Raw genomic sequence first — 22913 nt, 5'->3', positions numbered from 1 at the left:
AATGCCAAAATTAAATTCAGTTAGATTAGTAAATCTTATATATAATAACGACCATAGACATATACATGATGAAACTTTTGATTTTTATGATGGAGAAAATGCACTTATTAATATGGAAAATGGGGGTGGAAAATCTGTAATTATTCAATTTTTAAAACAGCCAATATTACCTCTTGAAAATATTAAAGACAGAAAAATAGAAAGCTTTTTTAAAAGTACTAATAGGGGACCTACATATGTAATGCTAGAATTTAAGCTCGATAATATCAGTGGATATTTAGTTGTAGGGATTTGCTTAAAAAAGAGGATTTATTCTAGCATAAGATATGATAATTTAAATGATGAAAAGATGGAATTTTTCACCTTTATATCTGGTCCCTATGATAAACCTAATAAATATAATATAAGAAATTTTCCTGTGGTTTATGAAGAAAAAGGATCCATAAAGGTTAGGGATTTCAAAGATATGTTGGATATTTTAAAGAAAGAAGAAAATAAGGGAATCTATAAGATACAATGTTTTAGAAGATATGAGAAAAAAGAATATTACAATCAATTAACAAATTTTAAGATATATCCTAATGAATGGAAAGACCTAATGATAAAAATAAATGAACAGGAAAGTGGAATTAATGAAATATTTGATAATGCTAAGACATCCCAAAAGTTATTAGAGTATTGGATTTTAGATGCCATAGAAAAAAATCTTAATGTAGAAATTAGTAATTATTCAAAAGACTTGGAAGTATATGTAGATGAAGTAATAAGAGTTGAAAAAGAATTAATAAATAAAAAAATATATGAAGACTTTATTCAAGATATTAGTGAATTTAATAAAAAAATAGATATTTTAATCGAAGATGAAAAAGACTTTAAAAACATAAAATTAGAAATTAATAGGATATATAATTATTTACATCAAAAAATAAAAGAAATAAAAGATAAAAGAGATTTTTTAAATGAAACTATTAGAGAGTTAAATATAAAATTAAGAGACATTAGATTTTCACAGGAATCCTATAAATACCATATAGAAAATGATAAGCTTTTAAAACTTAGGGAAGAGGAAAATAGATTAGAAGAAATCATAAATAAAACTAAACAAACCTTAGAAAAATTAGAATTTGAAAGATATTTATTAGAAGCAATTGATTGTTATAATCAGATTATTAATTTAGAAAGCAATATTAATAGTAAAAAAATTAGATTAAATAAAATTGAAAATACAAATATAAATATAAGTAGAGAAATCAATAAAATAAAATATGATTTAAAAATAAAATATGAAAATATAATAAAAGAATTAAATAAAAGATTTGAAGATTGTAAAAGCATATTGTTAGAATTAGAAAATAAATTACATAGTAATAATGAGAATCTAGAAAATTTATTAAATGAAAAAAATGATGTGTTTGCTAAACAATCTGTGGCTAAAAAAATTATAGAAGATACTAAAGAATTAGAAGAAGAATTAAATAAAAAATACAATATTATTATTGATAGATATTTAACCTATGAGCCTATAGTACCGATAAAAGAAATAATAAATAATAGAGAAAAAGAAATTCAAAATCTTATAAATCAAATAAATAAAATAGCTCTACAAATAGATAATATTAGTTCTTATAAAAAAGATAAAACCAATGAATTAAAAGAATTAAATTCTAAATTAAACAAACAAAGTATTATATTAGCAGAGATTAAATCAGATATTGAAAATTATAATAAGGCCTTAGACAACTGTAAAATATATTTAAATAAATATAAAGATTTAGATATTCAAGATATATTTAATAAAGAAAAATTAAATAATTATTTTGATTTTAAAATACAACATTATAAAGAGATGGAAGAAAACCTTATTAAAGATATGGCTCATATTCAAAAGGAATTAGAAAATATTAGAAATAATAATTTCTATATTGATGATACTTTCTTAGATATGTTAAGAAAAAATGGGATTGAATTTGAAACAGGAGTACAGTTTATAAACAATAATACAGCATTTAAAAATAAAAAATTTAAGGAACAAATTCTATATAATATTCCATTTTTACCTTATTGTATTGTGGTTTCAGAGAAAAATTTACAGGAAATAATAGAGTTAGATTTAGATATTTACACTTCCCATATAATACCTATTATTTCAAAGAAAGCATTAGATACCATATCTATAAATCATACAGAAAATATTATATCACTAAATGATAAAGTAAAATTTATTTTATCCTATAATAAACAAGTATTAGAAAATGAATCATTAAAAAATTATAAATTAGAACTAGAAAAAAAATTAGAAGATATAAAAGCAAAAAAGCAAGAAGTAGAAAAAACTATAAATGAATTGATATCTAATAAGGATATTTTGCTGTCCTTTTCATATGATAGGGAATATATAACTGAAAAAGAAAGGGAAGCTGAAAACATTAATATAAAAATAGATAATTTAAAGAAAAAGATAAAAGAAATTGAAAAAATTATAGCAGATAAGGATAAAGAGTTTAATAATCTTACTATTAAAAAGTCAAATATTATTGATAATATTAACAATGAAAAGAGGATTGTAGAAGATCTTAAGAGATTTGATGTGCAAAATGAAAAGTATTTAGAAAATATAAATCATCTTAATAAATATACTGAAAGATTAAGACAAATAGATATAGAAATAAATAAATTAAAAGAAGAAAATAATAATTTACAACAAACTCTTACAGAACAAAAATTCAGAAAGCAAAAAATATCAGAAGATATAAAAAGAAATAATGAAAAATATGTAGAATATAAAGAAGCAAAGGGGAATATAGATGAAGTAACAGATAAAGAAATAGAAGTTTTAGAAAGTGAACTTAAAGAGTGGAGTTCTAAAATTAATACAGGAGAAATAGAGAGCTTAAAAAAAGATATTAAAAGAGAGGGAAAAGAGAAAGAAAAATATTATAAAAAATTAAGTAGATTACCAATTAAAAAAGAAGATTATAAAAATGGTACTTATGATGAAGAAAAATATGATAAAGTATTGTCAATGATTAAAAATAAAAAAGTGGAAATAGAGGAGTATAATTTCAAATTAAAAGATGTGTCTGAAAAAAGAGCTAAAAAAGAAGGAGAAGTAGATAAATTTAGAAGTACCATAAAAGAACAATATAATAGAGAACCTAAACCAAAATCAGAAATAGGAAATATTGATTTTCATAAGATAGAAAAAGATATTCTAGAAAATATCCATATGACAGAAGGAAAAATTAAAGAAATTGATAAAACAATTAAAAATTTAGAAACAAATTTAGGAACTATAGAAAGCAATATTGAAATATTAAAAGATGATTTAGATATTAACAATTTAAATTATAAAATAGAGAACGTAGAAGAAGATATTAAAAAACTATTATATAAATATAATGATCTTAATAATAAGATATCCCAAGAAAAAAATGAGATAAGTATGTTTTTAGAAAAATTAAATATAAGATATCAGGATAAGATATCATCTATAAAAGAAATTTTGAAGATATCTGAAAAAATAATTAATAATACAAAAGATAATAATAGGTTTATAAACGTACAAAAACATTTTAATAGTTGTATAGAAAAATTAAATGACAAAATTGCTGCCATTAAATTAACAGAACAAAAGCTTGAGGACAATAAAGAGAGCATTGCAAGAATGTGTTTTGACTATACTAAACTTGTTTATGATGAAATAATGAAAATTAATAAAAACGCTAGAATAATGATACATGGAAGAAAAAGAAATATGTTATTAGTTGAGATGGATGAAATAGCTTCTAAGGGGAAAGAAGTTATAAAACAATATATAGAGCAGTGTTCTAATATAATAAAAGATTTAAAAAAGAAAAATGAAGATAATAGTAAAATAAGAAAAAGAATTCAAATGTTTATGTCTACTAAGGAGCTTTTAAATCAGGTATCAAATCTATCTCATGTAAGAATTAAAACATATAAAATTGATATTAATCCTAAAAATTCAGGTACAAAATTATGGGAAGAAGCTATCGTTGATAATTCAGGAGGAGAAAAATTTATAGTATATTTTACTGTATTTGTAACAATTTTATCTTATATAAGGTCAAATAATATAGATGAAGATGATAAGGTAATAATAATGGATAATCCCTTTGGACCTATAACATCGGAGCATTTATTAAAGCCTTTATTTGAAATTGCAAAACAATATAGAACACAATTAATTTGTTTTAGTGACTTAAAACAGCATGCCATATATGAGTGTTTTAATTTAATTTATCTTCTAAAAATAAAACCTTATTCTAATGATAAAAATAAAGAATATGTTGATGTTATTGAACAAAAAAATAATATAAAAGAAGAAACATTAGATAAAGCAATATTTAGAATAAAAAATTATGAAGGAATTCAACAAACATTAGACTTTTAATAAAATAATAATTAAAAAATCCAGTAGAATAATTAAAAATATTATTTCTACTGGATTTTTTAATTTTAAGATTACATCTTGAAAAGATTGCAGATAATTTTAAAATAAAATTAAATCAACTATCATATTTCGTGGGGAAATGACAAAATACTTCCATATGGTGTATAATAATTGTAGTTTTTTATTAATTCGAAATAATTATTATGTTTAATTAATTCTAGGATTAGAACTAATGATTAAAGAATAGAATAAGGAGTGGATATTTTGAAAAGAAAAGATGTTGTACATTTAATATTAATTATTGTTATAAGCATACTACCAATGATGATATTAGAATTTTTTGGAATAGAATTATTTAAAGATAATACAACTAGATTTTTTTCATTATTGATATTTGGGATATACATGTGGGCTTTATGTAAAGTTCTTATCCCTATTTTTAAAATTAATAAAGAACTAAATAATGTTTTAACTCAAATAGAATATAATGATTCTTTTCAAAAGATTGCTTCTATTATAGGTAGTACTAATTATTTAAATATTTTATTTTCTCAATTTAAAAAATCCTTAAGGCCAATAGAAATTGGAATAGATAGTGAAGAAAATGCTGGTGCTGTTAAAACAGATTATTATGCAACAGTAGAAGCAGAAAATTATTTTAATGAACAGACCTTAATTTTTGATAACATAATTTCAAAAACAATTAATTTTATGCCACAGGTTCTTACTGGATTAGGTATATTTGGAACATTTTTAGGAATAGTGCAGGGAGTTTCTGACTTAGGTGGAGAAATGACAAGCACAGAAATACAAGGGGCTATTGGGACATTGCTTGGAGGAGTTAAAGTTTCTTTTACAACAAGTTTGTGTGGTATTTCATTTTCCTTGGCATTAACTATTGTCACAAAACTTATTTTTGATTGGATGAATTTAAAAATTATAAAACTTAATAAAATTATAGATAGCAGTTTAAATAAAAATAATGAAAAAGAAGGATTAAAAGAATTAGAAAAGGAATTAGAAAAGCAAACAGCTGCTGTAGAAAGATTAGCTACAGATATATCTGAAGATTTAGGAAAGAAAATAGATAATTCTCTACAGGAAAATATGAATTTAATTAGTGAAAATATAGTTAAATTAACGGAAGAAATTAAAAAGAGTTTTGAAGGGTCAGTAATTGATAAAATTGCACCGGCATTAGATAAATTAAGTATTGTCTCAGAAGAACTTGGAAAGATGCAGCAAACATCAACTAATCAATTTATTACTGATGCTATATCTAGGATAGAGCAAGTAATAAGTGCAGGAACTCAAAATGAGATAACAAAGCTTAAACAAACTATGGAAATAATGACTGAAAAAAATAATGAATTTATTATGAAATTTATTGATGGAATGAATGGTATTGAAAAATTATTTCAATCACAACAACAGTTAATAGAACATACTAATAATTCTGCAAAAAGTGTTAATATTACAACTCAAAATATAAATGAATTACAAGATAGTTTAAATATTTTATTAACTGATATGGAAGCTTTACATAGAGGTAGTAGTACTTCTATTGAAGATATTCACAATCTTTATGAAAAATTAAAAGTATTATCATCAGAACAAGGAAAATTATCAATGGAATTAAGTGAAATGATAAATAAAGCTCACGAATATGGAAAAATGCAAGAATTATATATGGGACGTCTACAAGAAACGACAGCGACTATTGATAGTAGTATTAAAAATTCTATGGAATATATAAAAGAAATAACAGAAAATATAAAAGAATATGATAATAACTTTAAGTCTATTAGAGATACTACTTTAAATATTGCAGAAAAATTAAATAATAGTTATACAGATATAATAAATAAATTACAAGATAGTTCAGAACTTCTTAATGAAAGTATTGAAAAAGTTGATACAGACATAGTTTCTAATGTTAGCGAGCTTGGAAATAGGATATCTTCTACTAGCGAAAGATTAAGTGAATTATGTGATGATATGGAAAGATTATCTAATAAATTTGAACATTTTACTGAAGTAGAAAAGAGTACACAAGAGGTTTGGATGAATTATGAAAAGAATTTTAAAGAATTAAATGAAAATATAAATGACGGCATTATTAATTATACATCTCTAATTAAAAAAGGTACTTATGATATTTTTAAGAATTATGATGAAAAGGTTGCTGAAGCAGTTAGAAGTTTGCAAAGTATGATTGAAAGTATAGATAATACCCTAGAAGACCTTGGAGAAATTTTTGGAGATATGCTTGAGCAAATGAATAGTAAAATAAATGAGGCTTCATAGGTTTGAGGTGATTAGATGCTTAAAAAAATAATACATCAAGAAGAAAATAGTTTTTGGATTTCTATAAGTGATTTAATGTCAAGTGTTCTAATTATTTTTATTTTGCTATTTATTTTTAAAATGTTAGATTATCAAGGAGAAATAGAAAAACAAGAAATAGTAACAAGTGAATTAGAAAAATTACAAGAGGAGTTAAAGCAGACGAAGGAAAAAGTTATAGAATTAAGTAGTACTAGATTAAAAATTATTCAATTACTTAAAGAGGAATTTGAAAAAGAAAATATTGATATAGTTATTGATGAAAATACAGGGGCTATAAAGCTAAAAGAAGGTATTTTATTTGATACTTCAAAAAGCGATATAAAACCTGAGGGAAAAGAATTTTTACAAAAATTTATGCCAATATATTTTGATATTTTATTGGGGAATGAGGAAATTAGAAAAGAATTAGGAGAAATTATTATAGAAGGACATACTGATGATATTAGTACATACATATATAATTTAAAATTGAGTCAGGATAGGTCATTTAGTGTAGTAAACTTTTTAATGAGTGATGAATTTGAATATAAAAACAAAGAACTTCTTACAAAATACTTAACAGCAAATGGAAGGAGCTTTTCTGATTTAATTTATAAAGATAATGGAGAAGTAGATAGAGATAGTAGTAGAAGGGTAGAATTTAAATTTAAGTTAAAAGAAGAAGAAACATTACTTCAGATAAAGACACAGTTAGAAAAAGGTGAACAGTATAATGAATAAGTATATTTTGCCTAATTTTGATGATTATTCTCCTCAATTTATAGATTTAAGTATAAAAAAAATTAAGAAATCTTATTTATATAATGCTAATTATGGTAATAAACGTGATAATACAAGATATGAAAAAGCATTAAATAAATTAAAAAGTTTTGATAATGCTGTAGATTTTTCTAAAAGAGATATAAAAGTTTTATCTCATTATGTAAATATTATAGAAAACTTAGGATTATTTGATCACTATTATAGAATTTTAGTAACTAGAATAAATGATATAAAAAATAAAGCATATTTTATAAGACCACTTTTAAATTATTTATATAATGATTCTAAGAATAAAGAAAAAATATATAGGCTTGTAAAAATAATAGGAAATCATATAACAAGAAGAAAAGAAGTTTATAAATACATAATAGAGTTATTTAATCAGAGTGAAAATTCTATTGAATTTTTAGAAAATATAAAAAAGCAATTTTTAAAAATACATAAAAAGGAACACATTGATAATCTATGTGAAAAATTTTTTATTAGGTCAACTGATGTTCTTTATGGTGAATGTATTATAAATTTTATATATAGTAATTATTTAAATGAAAATCTATGGGAATATAATAAAAGAACAATTCAAGTAATGAAGTTAGAATTAAAGAAAATAATATTTAAAAAAATTTTATTAATTTATAAAGATAATCTAAACATAAAAGAATATCCTAAAAATTGGTTTTCATTTATATATACAGAACTAGGAGATCCATATGATCCTGCAAATGTAAGATGGTACGGTTTAGAAGATGTAAAAGAGATTTTTAGAAGATGGAATATAGAAGAAAATATAGAAAAATTTTTCGAACAAATTGTTGGAGGAGATAAAAGAAGAAAAGAATTTTGGAAAGCATATATTAATAATATATATAGGATTGAATATTTTGAGGAAATTTCAAAAGCATTAGTAATGGAGTTTAAGGACCATATCTTCGTTGAGTTTGCAGATAGTGGAAATGCCTGCTATTTTTATGATAAAAAGGAACTAAATATTAATCATATTAGATCTGAATTAAATAATCTTATAAGTAAATCAGATAAAAAAAGATATTTAAAACATGGCAGTGATTGGATACGTCATTATGGTCAATGGGAATATAAGTTTGATTATATAATAAATAGCTTAGGCTATAAAAAAGGTAGGTGGTCATAATGGGTTTCTTAAAAAAATTAACTCGTGTATTAAAAATAGGGAATCAATCAATTTTTTTTACCATTAATTATAATCCAGAATACATAGAAATGATACCGAATATATCTTTAGATAAAGATGAAAAAGTTGTGGATCTAATTAAAATGTATAATATTAAGATTATAGATAATAAATTATGTATCGAATATGAAGAAGTATATGATTTATATTATGATGAAAATGATAATGAAATACAAATATATAAAAAATTTAACCTACCGGATTTATTTAAAGGATTTCTTAAAATCGAAAATGTTAATAATTTTATTCAAGATGAAGAAGTACAATTTAGTTATAAATTTGAAGGAGGTGCAGGGAAGTATGACAAAAAATATGGTAACATAGTAGAATGTTTTTCAAATGGAGATATTAAGATACTTTCTAAAGACATTTATGCAATTTTAAAACAATTGAATGAATATAACAGTAATATTGAAAAAAGAAAAAATGTTGCATCACAATTTGAAATGCTAAGGATTATCAAAGAGTATGCTGAAAAAACAAATATAATTTTAAATAAACGTCTTAGAGATGAAGAAAAACCAGTAATAATTGATAAGGTAAAAATAGATTTAAAAGACGATGGACAAACCTTAGAAATTATTCCTATTTTTTCTGATAATGATAATGTCAATAATGAAATTCTTACAAAATTAGATCAGAATAATGATATAAAAGATTTTTATAGTGCTACGATAAATGGGAAAAAAGTAAAATTTGTCATGAAAAATAAAGGCACTATTAAAACTATCAAAAAAAATAGAAAAGTAACGGGGCAAAAGAGATTAGATATTTTATCAGGAGATAGTGAAATTTTTGAAGATAATAATATAGATCTTTCTATATTTGGACCAAGAGTTATAGGGTTAGGATATTTACCATATAGAAGTTATCCAGCAATGTCTAAAACTAGTGACCTTAAATGGATTGAGAAAGAAATAGATGAACCTTATTTTTTCTGTGGTAGTGAAAAAGTAATTTTAGGGCCGGAGAATTTAAAGATTTTTGAAAATAAGTTAAAAGAAATGAATGAAAAAGGTCAAGAAAAGGCAGAGTTGAATTTTAAAACAGAAGATGGTAATGAAGTTAGAACAACAATGAACAAAGAACAGATTAAAAATGAAATTATAAAGATTAAAAATAGTATTGTAAGCCCAACAGAAATAAAAAGTAAAAATATTATAAAAGAAATATTAGAGAAATATGACAAAGAAGAAAGTAATTATATTAAGATTAATGGGAAATACATAGAGAAGTATCCTAAAGAATATTTTAAAGAAAGGCTTTATGAATTAGAGAATAAAGAAAAAAGTAGTAAGAAGGATAGTTTAAAAAAAATGGATTTGCTTATTATAGAAAATGCAGAAAAATTAGAGTATGTAGAGAATGATAAAAACACAAAACCAGTTTTAGATGAAGTACAAATTCCAAGTTTATTAAAGAAAAACATTACACTTTTTGATTATCAAAAAGAAACATTACATAAGTTACAAAATTTATATTTAACTAATAGCGTAAATGGATTTTTGCTTTGTGATGATATGGGCCTAGGAAAGACATTACAGTTATTATGTTTTTTAGCATGGTTAAAAGAACGTCAAGAATTAACTCCTAGTTTAATAGTAGCACCAACCAGTCTATTAAATAATTGGGATAACTCAAATGGTGAAGGAGAAATACAAAAGTTTTTTATTAATAAAGCATTTAAAACTATAAAAGTAAGAGGAAGAATTTCTAAAGAAGATATAGAAAATCTTAAGGATTTTGATATTGTTTTTACAACTTATGAATCACTTAGAATGAATAATAAAGAATTAGGAACAATAAATTGGAATGTAATGATTTGTGATGAGGCTCAAAAGATTAAAAATCCATTTACTAAAGTTTCCATTGCTGCTAAAGCACAAAATGCTAATTTTAAAATAGTATGTAGTGCAACCCCTATAGAAAATACTTTAGTGGATTTGTGGAATTTAGTTGATTATAGTAAGCCTGGTCTATTAAACTCATTAAAAGAATTTAAACGTAAATATGTAGATAGAGCAAAGAATGCAGAAGAAAATGAATTAAAGTCTATAAATGATGAAATATTTATTAAACTTAAAGATTATTATATTAGAAGAGAAAAGGATATACTACCTAAGGAATTGCCTAATAAGAAAATAAAAATTTATAAACGAAAAGCTAATAGTAAAGAAAAAGAATATATAAATAGACTTATAGAAACTGAAAGCAGTGCCCTAGCATTAATACAAAAAATGCTTTTTATATCTTCGCATATTGATTTACTTTCAAATGATGATATTTTAAATACAGATGCAAAAACCATACAAGAAAAATCAACTAAAATAAATATATTATATGAAATATTAAAGGATATTAAAGAAAGAGAAGAAAAAGCAATTATTTTTGCAAGGTCTATAAAAATGCAGCATTTAATTTATAAATGTATTGATTATTGGTTTAATATAAAGGTTAATATTGTAAATGGTAAAATTACAAATTTAGATAAAAGAAAAGAACTAATTGATAACTTTAGAGAAAAACAAGGTTTTAATGTTATAATATTATCTCCTGATGTAGCAGGTTTTGGGCTTACCTTAACTGAAGCAAATCATGTAATACATTATATGAGATTATGGAATCCTGCCAAGGAAGACCAAGCTACAGACAGAGTATATAGAATAGGACAAGATAAAGAAGTTACAGTTTATTATCCTATGTTATCTTTTACAGAAGATAACACATATGAATATAATGATGTAAGAGAATATGTTAATCAAAATATAGAAATTAAATCAGATAATTTATCTCCAGAAGAAAAGTTAAATATTTTGATGGCAAGAAAAAAGAATATGCTTTTAAATTTTTTCCTTGCTGCAGAAAATGGAGATATAAGTGAAGAAGAGTTTTTCAGGTTGGATAATGAAAATAAAAGAGAAAAAAATATAATTCAATTTAGAGATATTCAAGATAATTTAATTGATGAATATGAATTTGAAGCTTTAACAGCAGTGATATACGAAAAAAAGGGTTATACTACATATTTAACCACAAGATCTAATGATAATGGTGTTGATGTAGTATGTGTTAAAGATACAGAAAAAATACTTATACAATGTAAAAAGGTAAAAAGATTAGATAGTATAAATACAATTAAAGATTTACTTTATGCAAAAAATGTATATAGACAAAACATTGGCTTTGATTATAAGCTTATAATAGTAACTAATGTAATTAAAATTCCTGATAAAATTAAAAATTATAATGGTATAGAAGTTATAGACGGAAATAAATTAAATAATATGTTAAATAAGTATAAAATATACAAAGATGAAATAGATATAAAAAATAATAAAAGATATTCCTTTGAAAGATTGAAGTTTGAATTATTACACAAATAATAAAATAAAAAATAAAATCCAGTAGAATATTAGTGAATTTAATTCTACTGGATTTGTTTTTATATCAATTCTTATCATTTGAGATACTTTTATTTTTATCTTCTTGTTTTTTTAATTTCATACCATGTAATAATCCTATGATAGCAGCTATAGACCCTGTTATAGCAATATGTCTATCTGATGGGGACGGATAAAATATTGTTAATGATATAATTAAAAACAATATGTAAAATATAATACCTTGTATTATTCCAAAACGTTTTGTTCCAAAGAATGAAACAGAGTAAAAAATAAATAATGCACCAATATATGTAATAATATAAACAAATGAATCATAAATTACATCTACAGACGTTGGATCTCCCATAATAACATTCTTCTCCTTTCATAAAATAAATAATAATTTTAAATTACTTATTTTCATTTTATTATATATTTTATTAATTATTATATTTTATACATTATTATACATATAATACTGATTATTTGCAATATTATTATTCAATTTTTTACTATTTATTATATTTTAATATATAAATAGAATATTTTATATTTTCTAGATTCATAGGTTATATAGGAATAAAAGAAAGAAGAAAATATAAAATGATAGAATATTATTAATTATTACAAAGTATAACAAATTATGATATAATTTTTAAAAGAAAAGCCTAAGTCAAATTTACTCTAAATAATAATTATAAAGGGGTAATGTTTTGTGCATAGGGGGAGACTACAAGAGATAAAAAAAGAAATTCTAAATAGTGATAAGAAGTTTCAAGTAGATAATAATATTTTAAATCATCCAGATTATGAAGATGAAGTGCTGCATCTTGAGAGAACTATAGATGAAATGAAACAAGAAATAAAAAATCTTGAAAGCAATAGTAGTCAAGTATATTCAAAGCAAAAGGAATTATTAGCAACTAATAATAGACAAGCTATGATGGATTTAAATGTATATTCTAATGTGCAAAAAGGTATATCTAAAACATTACAAGATATGAAATCTGCTATTGATAGTCCTTATTTTGGTAGAGTAGATTTTAAGGAAGAAGATAGTGATGAGATAGAAACATTATATATAGGTAAAGTAGGATTTAATCAGGAGTCAAAGTATGGAGTAATTGATTGGAGAACACCTATAGCATCTATATTTTATGATTGTGAAAATGGTGTGGCAAGTTATGAAGCACCTGGAGGAACTTTTTTAGTAGATGTTAAATTAAAAAGACAATATAAAATAAAAAATTCTAAACTAATTTCTTTTTCCGATGATTTTATTGCAGATAGAATTGCTAAAAAAATAGGTAAAATTATTTCTAAGGAAGAAGATAATAATATAAATATAGATAAAAAAGATAATGATAATGCTATTTTTATTGAAAAATTAAAGGAAAATTCTGATAAAAAGTTAAAAGATATTATTGAAACAATTAGGGCAGAACAAAATAGAATTATAAGACAACCTTTAAATAAGGTATTAGTTGTTCAAGGGGTTGCTGGTTCTGGGAAGAGTAGCGTTGGATTACATAGAATTTCATATATATTATATAATAATAGAAGTATAAAGCCTAATAAGATATTAGTAGTTGCTCCTAATAAGGTTTTTCTTGATTATATATCAGAATTTTTACCTGATATAGATGCTCAAGGGATAAAACAGTTAACTTTTGAACAACTTGCATTTAATATAATAGGAATCAATTTAAATGTTGTAAAAGATGAAAAAATTGAGTTTTTTGTAAATAATGAGAAAGGGAATCTTTATCAATTTTTAAAGGAAGCAATGATTAATGTATCTAAGTTTAAAGGGGATTTATCTTTTATTAATTTAATCGAATATATTATAAATAAAAAGAGTAAAGAAATTATTAGTAAACTAAAAGATATAGATTTATTTGAAGGAGAATTAAAAATTAGCAAAGATGAGCAAATTAGTTGTTTAAATACTAGTGAACCATTAAATAATAAAATTAGGACTTTAAAAAGGGTAATTGAGTTTAGAGTAAAAGTCTTTATTGAACAGAAAACATTTTTTACAAATAAAGAAAAGGAATTAAGACAAGAGGCTGTTAAATTTTTAAATAGTTATTTAAAAAATATAAAAGAAATAGAAGTAATTTCCCTTTATAAAGAATTATATGAAGATGATTATGTTTATAAAATACTTTATAAAAATAGATATTTCTCTTTTGTTGCTCAATATACATTGAAAATATTAGAAGCAGGGGGTGTAGAAAGAGAAGATTTAGCTGCTCTATGCTATATAAAATATAAGCTTGATGGTATTAATTATAAAAAGAAGTATGAGCATATTTTTGTTGATGAAGCGCAAGATTTAAGTCCATTAGAATTTATTGTTTTAAAACTTGTTTTAGAAAATAATTCCATGACAATTATGGGAGATATGAATCAAGGAATAAATTCTCATAGAGGTATAAAAAGTTGGGAAGAATTAATTAAAGATATTTATAGTGAATTAAAGCCAGAATATTTTGAAATACTTAATAGTTATAGATCTACAAAGCAAATAGTAGAATTTGCAAATAAGTTAATACCTAAAAATTTTTCTAAAGCAATACCTGTTGATAGAAATGGAGAAGACCCTATTATTGAAAAATTTTTATCTTATAAAGATGGAATAATTAAGGTTATAAAAATTATAAAATATTATCAGGATAAAGGTTGCAAGTCAATAGGAATTTTAGCAAAAAAGGAAAAAGAATGTAGAGCTATTTATTCTGCCCTTTTAAAAATAGAAGATAATTTTGAAAATATAAATCTTATAAATGATACCACGGATAAGTATAATGGAGGAATTTCAATTGTTCCAATTGTGTTATCAAAAGGGTTAGAATTTGATGCAGTTATTTTATGGAATGCATCTGATAAAAATTTTAGTTATACAGATTTTGATTTAAAAATTTTGTATGTAGCTGTAACCAGACCTATGCATTATTTACATATTCTTTATAAAGGCAATATAATAGAGCATTTAAAAAAATTTATTTAAAAAATTACTTAATATTACAGCAGTTAAATTTTTTAAAATTTAACTGCTGGATTTGTTTTAGTTTCAATTCTTATTATTCGATTCTGTTTCATTTCTATTTCTTTGTTTTTTTTAATTTCATACCATGTAATAATCCTATGATATCAGCGATAGATCCAGTTATAGCAATATGATTATTTTTATATTTATTATACAAAATATAGAACAATTATTGGTAAAGAATATTTTTTAATAAATTAATGTCAAAAAAACATTAACTTGAAAAAATTTTGTAAGTATGATATATTTTTCATTAGTTCGGATGTATGAATAAAAAAAGGCAATAAATTATATAATAGATAAAATTAGCAAATTAAAATAATAAGATATTACTTGCTGCTTTTAAATACATACTTTTTAGATAATGTTTTATGAAATAATATAGCTAATGAAGCAGGGGGTGATGAAGAAATTTATCAGAAAATTATATTTGATACATATATTTTTAGTAATGAGATTCATTAATCTGATATTAAAAAATATGAGATTATAGGGGAGAAGATTATGAAAAAAAATTTTGTTGATATTATAATATATTTTGCCCTATATTCTTTCTCAGGCTGGATAATTGAAACAATTTATAATAGTATAGATAGAAAAGAATTTGTTAATAGGGGTTTTCTAAATGGTCCTTTTTGTCCAATATATGGATTTGGGGCAATATTAATTATTCAAGCATTTATTTTTTTAAATAATAATTTTCACTTTATTTCAGATAATATATTTATTAAAATATTTGTAGCCATGTTATTAACAACAATACTTGAGTATAATACGGGATATATTCTAGAAAAATTATTTAATTATAGATGGTGGGATTATAGTGACTTCTTTTTAAATTTACATGGCAGAATATGTTTGAAATATTCTATATATTGGGGAATATTATCGTATATTTTTATTACATTTATACATCCTGTAATTATGAAATATATTTCTTTTGTAAGTACACAAAAAAAAGTTATTATTAGTATATTTATAATTCTTTATTTTATTTTTGATACTATAAAATCAGTAACAGAAATTATCAATTTAAAGGAGGTTGTGTTGCAACAATATAAAAGTGTACATTGTGTAACTTCTATAGTTAAATTACATAATATAAAAGGATTTTTCAAAAATTTTCTAAATTAAGATTTGAAATTACAAACTTAATCAGGAGATTAGAAGACATGAAAAAAATTAATTTAGAGGGATTAAAATTAAAGTTAAAAAAGAAAATAGATGATGATATTTATAATGAATATAAAAGTTATATTGAAGATTTAGTAGTAGATGAAAATGTAAAAAAGATGGATAGATATAGACATCATTTTTTAACGACCTGTTTTGAACATTGTTTAAACGTATCATATCATAGTTTCATTATTTGTAAATATTTAGGATTAGATTATATTTCTGCTGCAAGAGGTGGTTTACTTCATGATTTATTTCTATATGATTGGAGGACTAAAACACTAGAAGAAGGAAAACATGCTTTTAAACATCCAGAAATAGCACTTAAAAATGCCATTAAATTATTTGACTTAAATGAAATAGAAAAGGATATTATAATTAAGCATATGTGGCCACTTACAATAAGTCCTCCTAGATATAAAGAATCTTTTATAGTTTGTTTTGTAGATAAATACTGTGCTTCTATAGAAATTGGACAGGGATTTATAGAAAATATTAAATGTATGGTATAGAGGTTATTTACAAAAATTTGATTTATTTAAAAATTTTCAATATAATATAATTAACAAGGACTATCTTAAACAAAAACTCTTTTCTAGGGTTATAAAAAATTAACCTAGAAAAGAGTTTTTTATTTAAAAGATATATTTAATAAAGAATGTGATTTTGAAATTATATGTAAATAAGTAAATATTTAAAAAAGAATATTGTGCGATAGTACAATTTATTTTGTGCTAAAGCTAATTGTTCTATATAAATTATATGCTATAATGTGTTTAAATTATTTAAAAATTTAAATATACGGCAAAGAGGCTTGTTCTAGCAATAGAACAGGCCTTTTTGTTATACAAAAGGTGGTAGATAAAATAAAAAATAACAAAAACAAATAAATAATTACAAAAAAGTTTATAAGGTCTAATTTTTAATTTAAAAAATTAAGCTAGTCCTAAATATTTTAAGATTACAAAATATTATTAAGTTTATGGAGGTATTTATATGAATACGAATGTAAAAATAGAAGATCATGATTATGCACTGCAGTCAGTGCCGCAAAATCAAAAAAAGGGATTTTGGTCAATGTTTGTAGTAATGATGGGTTTTACTTTTTTCTCAGCAAGTATGTGGACTGGAGGAGAATTAGGAACTGGGCTTAATGTTAGACAATTTATAATTGCTGTATTATTTGGGAATTTAATATTGGGTGCTTATACTGGTGCTTTGGCATATATTGCTTCTGAAACAGGATTATCTACTCATTTGCTCTCTAAATATTCTTTTGGCGAAAAAGGGTCCTATGTGGTTTCGCTTCTATTAGGAGCAACTCAAGTTGGTTGGTTTGGTGTTGGGGTAGCTATGTTTGCTCTTCCTGTTCAAAAAGTAACAGGAATTAATGAGTATTTACTAATTGCAATAGCAGGAATCTTAATGACATCTACTGCTTATTTTGGGATAAAAACATTAACTATATTAAGTTTTATTGCGGTTCCTTCTATCGCATTGCTTGGAAGTTTTTCAGTATTTAGAGCAATTGATTCAGTTAATGGATTAGAAGGACTTTTAAGTATTAGTCCAGCACAAACAATACCTATTGCAACAGCACTTACTATGTGTGTAGGGTCTTTTGCAAGTGGAGGGACATTAACACCTGATTTTGTAAGATTTTCAAAAACTAAAATAATAGGTGTTATTACGACAGTAATTGCTTTCTTTTTAGGGAATTCACTAATGTTTTTATTTGGCGCTGTAGGAGCAGCAGTTACGGGAAAATCAGATATCTCAGAAGTAATGTTTTTGCAAGGGTTAATTTTACCAGCAATTATTGTTTTAGGATTAAATATATGGACTACAAATGATAATGCATTATATGCGTCTAGTCTTGGATTTTCTAATATTACAAAAATAGCTAAAAATAAATTAGTTATTTTTAATGGAGTTGTAGGAACAGTTGGAGCTATGTGGTTGTATAATAATTTTGTAGGATGGCTTACTTTTCTTGGGTCTGCAATTCCACCAATAGGCGGTATTATTATTGCAGATTATTTTATTGTCAAAAAAATGAAATATCCAGATTTTACATCAATTCAATTTAAAGATGTAAAATGGACTGGGCTAGTTGCATGGGCATTAGGTATTATAGTTGCAAAATTTGTTCCAGGAATACCAACTTTAAATGGTATTATAGGGGCAGCATTGTGTTATGTGGTTATATCAATGTTAGAAAAAAATAGTATTAATGAAACACCAAAAGTTAGCAGATAAAATTGCTTAAAGAAGGTGAAAAAATGATTGTTAAAAATGTGAGATTGAAAGAACGCAATGGTTTATGGGAAATTTTAATAAAAAACGATAAAATTATACAAATAGCAAGAAAAATAAATAATCCAAATGACAAAAATATTATTGATGCAAAAAGTGGAATCGCTATTCCTCCTTTTGTAGAGCCTCATATACATTTAGATACTACGCTTACAGCTGGTGAACCTAATTGGAATTTAAGCGGAACGTTATTTGAAGGAATTGAACGTTGGGCAGAAAGAAAAAAAATGTTATCTAAGGATGATGTAAAAAAAAGAGCAAAAAAAGCATTAGAATGGCAAATTGCCAATGGTATTCAATTTGTACGGACTCATGTAGATGTAACCGACCCTAAATTAACTGCATTAGAGGCAATGCTAGAAGTAAAAGAGGAAATATCTAAATGGGTTACTCTTCAAATTGTGGCTTTTCCGCAAGAGGGGATTATTTCATATCCTAAAGGACTAAAATTATTAGAGCAAGCTTTAAAAATGGGAGCAGATGTAGTAGGTGCTATTCCACATTTTGAGTTTACAAGAGAATATGGAGTAAAATCAATTGAAAAAATATTTGAACTTGCTGCTAAGTATGATAAGTTAATAGATGTTCATTGTGATGAAATTGATGATGAACAATCAAGATTTGTGGAAGTTGTAGCTACTAAAGCTTATGAATATGAAATGGGCAGTCGAGTTACAGCAAGTCATACAACGGCAATGCATTCTTATAATAATGCTTATGCTTACAAATTATTTAGAATTCTTAAACTTTCGGAAATAAATTTTGTTGCAAATCCCTTAGTTAACATACATCTTCAAGGTAGATTTGATATTTATCCAAAAAGAAGAGGAGTGACAAGAGTAAAGGAATTAATGCAGGCGGGAATGAATGTATGTTTTGGTCATGATGATATTTTTGATCCCTGGTATCCTCTTGGAACAGCTAATATGCTTCAAGTATTACATATGGGTCTTCATGTATGTCAAATGATGGGATATGAAGAAATTAAAAATTCTATAAATTTAATTACTTATAATAGTGCTAAGACTTTACATATTTTAAATGAATATGGAATAGAAGAAGGTAAACCAGCCAACTTTATCATTTTACCAGCAGAAGATGAATATGATGCAATTAGACGTCAAGTACCAGTACTTTATTCTATTAGAAATGGGAATATTATATCAAAAACAAAGCCAAGTGAAACAATTATAAACTTAGATGGAGAGATTAAAAATATTGATTTTAAAAAGTAAAATAAATTTATTTATTTAAATTTGAAAATTATTAAAGAGTTTATATTGAAAAAAATTTGGTTATATGATAAAATTATTTTAAAATTTTTATATGTTTTGGAGTTGACATATTGTAATAATAGATTGTCAAACAAATGATTACAAGGGAGTAATCTTAGATAAGGTCTAAGATTACTCCTTTTTAATTAAATCTAGAGGTGAAAAAGATGCTTTCTAATAAAAGAAAAGAGGAAGTAGTTGAATTATGTAAGAAATTAATTTCCCAAAAAAGTTATTCAGGAGAAGAGAAAAATGTCATTGATATACTAAAGAGTTTTATGATAAAAAAAGGTTTTGATGAAATAATTATTGATGATTATGGAAGTATTATAGGTAAGATATCAGGGAAATTACCAGGTAAAAAAATTCTTTTTGATGGGCATGTAGATACTGTTCCTGTAGAAGAAGAAAATAAATGGGAACATGACCCGTTTAATCCAGAAATCATTGATGGCAAATTATATGGTAGAGGGTCAAGTGATATGAAAGGAGCAGTAGCAGCGTTTGTATCTGCAGCAAGCTATTTTGCAGAAGATACAAATAGAAATTTTCCTGGAGAAATATATGTGGCAGGAGTAGTACATGAAGAATGTTTTGAAGGAGTTGCTGCAAGAGAAATTAGCAAATATGTAAAACCGGATTATGTAATCATTGGAGAAGCTTCAAACTTGGATATTAAAATTGGACAAAGGGGACGTGCAGAAATAGTTGTAGAAACTTTTGGGATACCTGCACATTCAGCTAATCCTGAAAAAGGAATAAATGCAGTTTATAATATGATGAATGTAATAAAAGCTATTTCTGATATTGTTCCTAACGAACATCCTGTTTTAGGTAAAGGAATTTTAGAATTAACTGATATTATTTCAAGTCCATATCCGGGAGCTTCAGTTGTTCCTCAATATTGCAGAGCAACATATGATCGTCGTTTATTAGTTGGGGAAACTAAAGAAAGTGTTCTTGAACCCATTGAAAAAGTATTAAAAAAATTAAAAGAAAAAGACAAAAATTTAGAGGCAAAGGTTTCGTATGCTGTAGGGAATGAGTTGTGTTATACAGGAAACAAAATTGAAAGTGAACGTTTTTTCCCTGGATGGCTGTATGATAAAGAAGAAAAATTCATACAAGATGTAAAAATAGAATTAGAAAATAATGGATACAGTCCAGCTATTTCTCAATATAATTTCTGTACAAATGGTAGTCATTATGCAGGAGAAGCAGGAATTCCTACTCTTGGAATGGGGCCCTCAATAGAAAGTTTAGCTCATACTATAGATGAGTATATAGAAATAGAACAATTAGAGAAAGCTGCTGATTGTTATTATCACATTATGAGAGCGTTACTTAAATAGAGGTGATAATGTGTTAACAAAAATTGAAAATGCAATAATTATTGATGGAAGTGGAGAAAAAAGTTATAAAGGCAGTATTGCAATACAGGATGATTTAATTATTGGAGTTGGGAATGTACCAGATTTAACATATGACATAGTAATTGATGCAAAGGGAAAAGTGGTTTCTCCTGGATTTATTGATACTCACAGTCACTCAGATTTAATGGTTTTTGAAGACCCGAGAATATTGCCTAAGATTATGCAGGGAATTACAACAGAAGTTTTAGGACAAGATGGAATTTCAATGGCTCCATTACCAGAAAAATATATCGATGTTTGGAGAAGAAACATTTCTGGAATTAATGGATACTCAGATAAAATAGATTGGAACTATAAGACTACAAAAGGTTATCTTAAACTTTTATATAATGTAAAACCTGGTTCTAATTTATGTTATCTTATTCCACATGGGAATGTTAGAATGGAAGTTATGGGACTTGATGATCGCCCGGCTACTGAACAGGAAATAGAAAAAATGAAAGATGTTATAAGAAGAGAAATGGAATCAGGGGCTATAGGTATGTCTACAGGACTTATTTATACTCCTTGTACATATGCCAATACAAAAGAATTAATTGAATTGTGTAAAGCTGTAAAAGAATATGATGGAATTTTTGTAACTCATCAGAGAAGTGAAGGAAATAATATTATAAAATCAATGGAAGAAACTTTTGAAATAGGGGAAAAATCAGGAGTTAAGATACATTTTTCTCATTTTAAAATCTGTTCAAAAAAGCTTTGGGATAAAGCAGAATACTTAATAGAGATGATTCATAAGGCAGAGAAAGAAGGCATAAGTGTATCTTTTGATCAATATCCATATATTGCAGGTAGCACTACATTAGGAGTTATTTTACCACCATGGGTACATGATGGTGGGAATGATAAATTAATGGAACGTTTAAAAGACCCTGTAGAAAGAGAAAAGATAACAGAAGATATAAAAACTAATACTGAATGGGATAATTTTATAGATTTTGCAGGATTCGATAAGATATTTATAACTAGTGTAACTAAAAAAGAAAATGAAAAATTTTTAGGGAAATCATTATTAGAAATAGCTGAAATGCAAGGGAAAGATCCTTATAATGCTTCATATGATTTAATATTAGATGAACAGAATTCCGTAGGAATGGTAGATTACTATGGAACAGAAGAAAATGTTAAGTTATTTATTAAGTGTGAAGAGATGAATCTTTGTACAGATGGTTTACTTGGACCTGGAAAACCCCATCCTCGTGTATATGGTTCTTTTCCTCGATTTTTAAGAAAATATTATAGAGAAGAAAAAATTATTTCTTTAGAAGAAGCTATTCGAAAAATGACAGGTAAAGCAGCAGATACTTTTAATCTTAAAAAGAGGGGGTATTTAAAAAAAGGATATTATGCAGATTTAGTAATTTTTGATCCTAATACTATAGCTGATGTTGCAACTTTTGAAAATCCAATAGCATTTCCAGTTGGGATTGATTATGTATTTGTAAATGGAATTATAGAAGTAGAGAATAGTAATCACACTGGTAAAAGGAATGGGTCTGTTATATATAGATAAAATTAGAAATAAAAATGTAATCTATTTAGAT

Annotated in this window: 13 protein-coding genes; 12 read left to right on the top strand and 1 reads right to left on the bottom strand. The window is 24.6% G+C overall.

Features of this window, described 5'->3' with window-relative positions:
* Position 1 precedes the first annotated feature (1 nt).
* From OM90_RS00860 to OM90_RS00840, 5 genes are all read left to right on the top strand, one after another.
* Positions 2-4414, top strand: coding sequence for a coiled-coil domain-containing protein (locus tag OM90_RS00860; protein ID WP_058484989.1), 4413 nt, complete (start codon positions 2-4; stop codon positions 4412-4414).
* A gap of 264 nt (positions 4415-4678) precedes the next feature.
* Positions 4679-6721, top strand: a complete 2043-nt coding sequence (locus OM90_RS00855) for a methyl-accepting chemotaxis protein (protein ID WP_058484988.1) — start codon at positions 4679-4681, stop codon at positions 6719-6721.
* A 15-nt stretch (positions 6722-6736) separates the two neighbouring features.
* On the top strand, positions 6737-7483 hold the full coding sequence (locus OM90_RS00850) for an OmpA family protein (protein ID WP_058484987.1): 747 nt from the start codon (positions 6737-6739) through the stop codon (positions 7481-7483).
* The gene (locus OM90_RS00845) at positions 7476-8675 is read left to right on the top strand and encodes an EH signature domain-containing protein (protein ID WP_058484986.1); all 1200 of its coding nucleotides are present in this window, start codon (positions 7476-7478) and stop codon (positions 8673-8675) included. Before OM90_RS00850 ends, OM90_RS00845 begins: the two co-directional genes overlap by 8 nt.
* Complete coding sequence (locus tag OM90_RS00840) at positions 8675-12118, top strand: SNF2-related protein (RefSeq protein ID WP_058484985.1); 3444 nt, start codon at positions 8675-8677, stop codon at positions 12116-12118. The genes OM90_RS00845 and OM90_RS00840 overlap by 1 nt, the downstream gene beginning before the upstream one ends.
* 64 nt (positions 12119-12182) lie before the next feature.
* Here OM90_RS00840 and OM90_RS00835 read toward each other — a convergent pair whose 3' ends face one another.
* Positions 12183-12485, bottom strand: a complete 303-nt coding sequence (locus tag OM90_RS00835; protein WP_058484984.1) for a hypothetical protein — start codon at positions 12483-12485, stop codon at positions 12183-12185.
* Between the two features lie 348 nt (positions 12486-12833).
* On the opposite strand from OM90_RS00835, the gene OM90_RS00830 reads away from it, so the two are divergent.
* From OM90_RS00830 to OM90_RS00800, 7 genes are all read left to right on the top strand, one after another.
* On the top strand, positions 12834-15131 hold the full coding sequence (locus OM90_RS00830; RefSeq protein WP_058484983.1) for a HelD family protein: 2298 nt from the start codon (positions 12834-12836) through the stop codon (positions 15129-15131).
* A 543-nt stretch (positions 15132-15674) separates the two neighbouring features.
* Positions 15675-16304 carry a putative ABC transporter permease gene (locus OM90_RS00825; protein ID WP_058484982.1) on the top strand — a complete coding sequence of 210 codons (630 nt, stop codon included), beginning with the start codon at positions 15675-15677 and terminating at the stop codon, positions 16302-16304.
* A gap of 38 nt (positions 16305-16342) precedes the next feature.
* Positions 16343-16858, top strand: a complete 516-nt coding sequence (locus tag OM90_RS00820; protein WP_058484981.1) for an HD domain-containing protein — start codon at positions 16343-16345, stop codon at positions 16856-16858.
* Positions 16859-17342: 484 nt separating this feature from the next.
* Positions 17343-18605 (top strand): cytosine permease, encoded by a 1263-nt coding sequence (gene codB / locus OM90_RS00815; protein ID WP_058484980.1) that lies wholly within the window; start codon positions 17343-17345, stop codon positions 18603-18605.
* A gap of 23 nt (positions 18606-18628) precedes the next feature.
* Complete coding sequence (locus tag OM90_RS00810) at positions 18629-19897, top strand: cytosine deaminase (RefSeq protein WP_058484979.1); 1269 nt, start codon at positions 18629-18631, stop codon at positions 19895-19897.
* Positions 19898-20103: 206 nt separating this feature from the next.
* Positions 20104-21288 (top strand): YgeY family selenium metabolism-linked hydrolase, encoded by a 1185-nt coding sequence (locus OM90_RS00805; protein ID WP_058484978.1) that lies wholly within the window; start codon positions 20104-20106, stop codon positions 21286-21288.
* Positions 21289-21298: 10 nt separating this feature from the next.
* Complete coding sequence (locus OM90_RS00800; RefSeq protein WP_058484977.1) at positions 21299-22882, top strand: N-acyl-D-amino-acid deacylase family protein; 1584 nt, start codon at positions 21299-21301, stop codon at positions 22880-22882.
* Positions 22883-22913: the final 31 nt, after the last annotated feature.

Origin of the sequence: Defluviitalea phaphyphila (genome assembly GCF_001466305.1) — a bacterium.
GTDB classification, from domain to species: Bacteria; Bacillota; Clostridia; order Lachnospirales; family Defluviitaleaceae; genus Defluviitalea_A; species Defluviitalea_A phaphyphila.
This window is presented reverse-complemented; position numbering and strand designations above follow the sequence as displayed.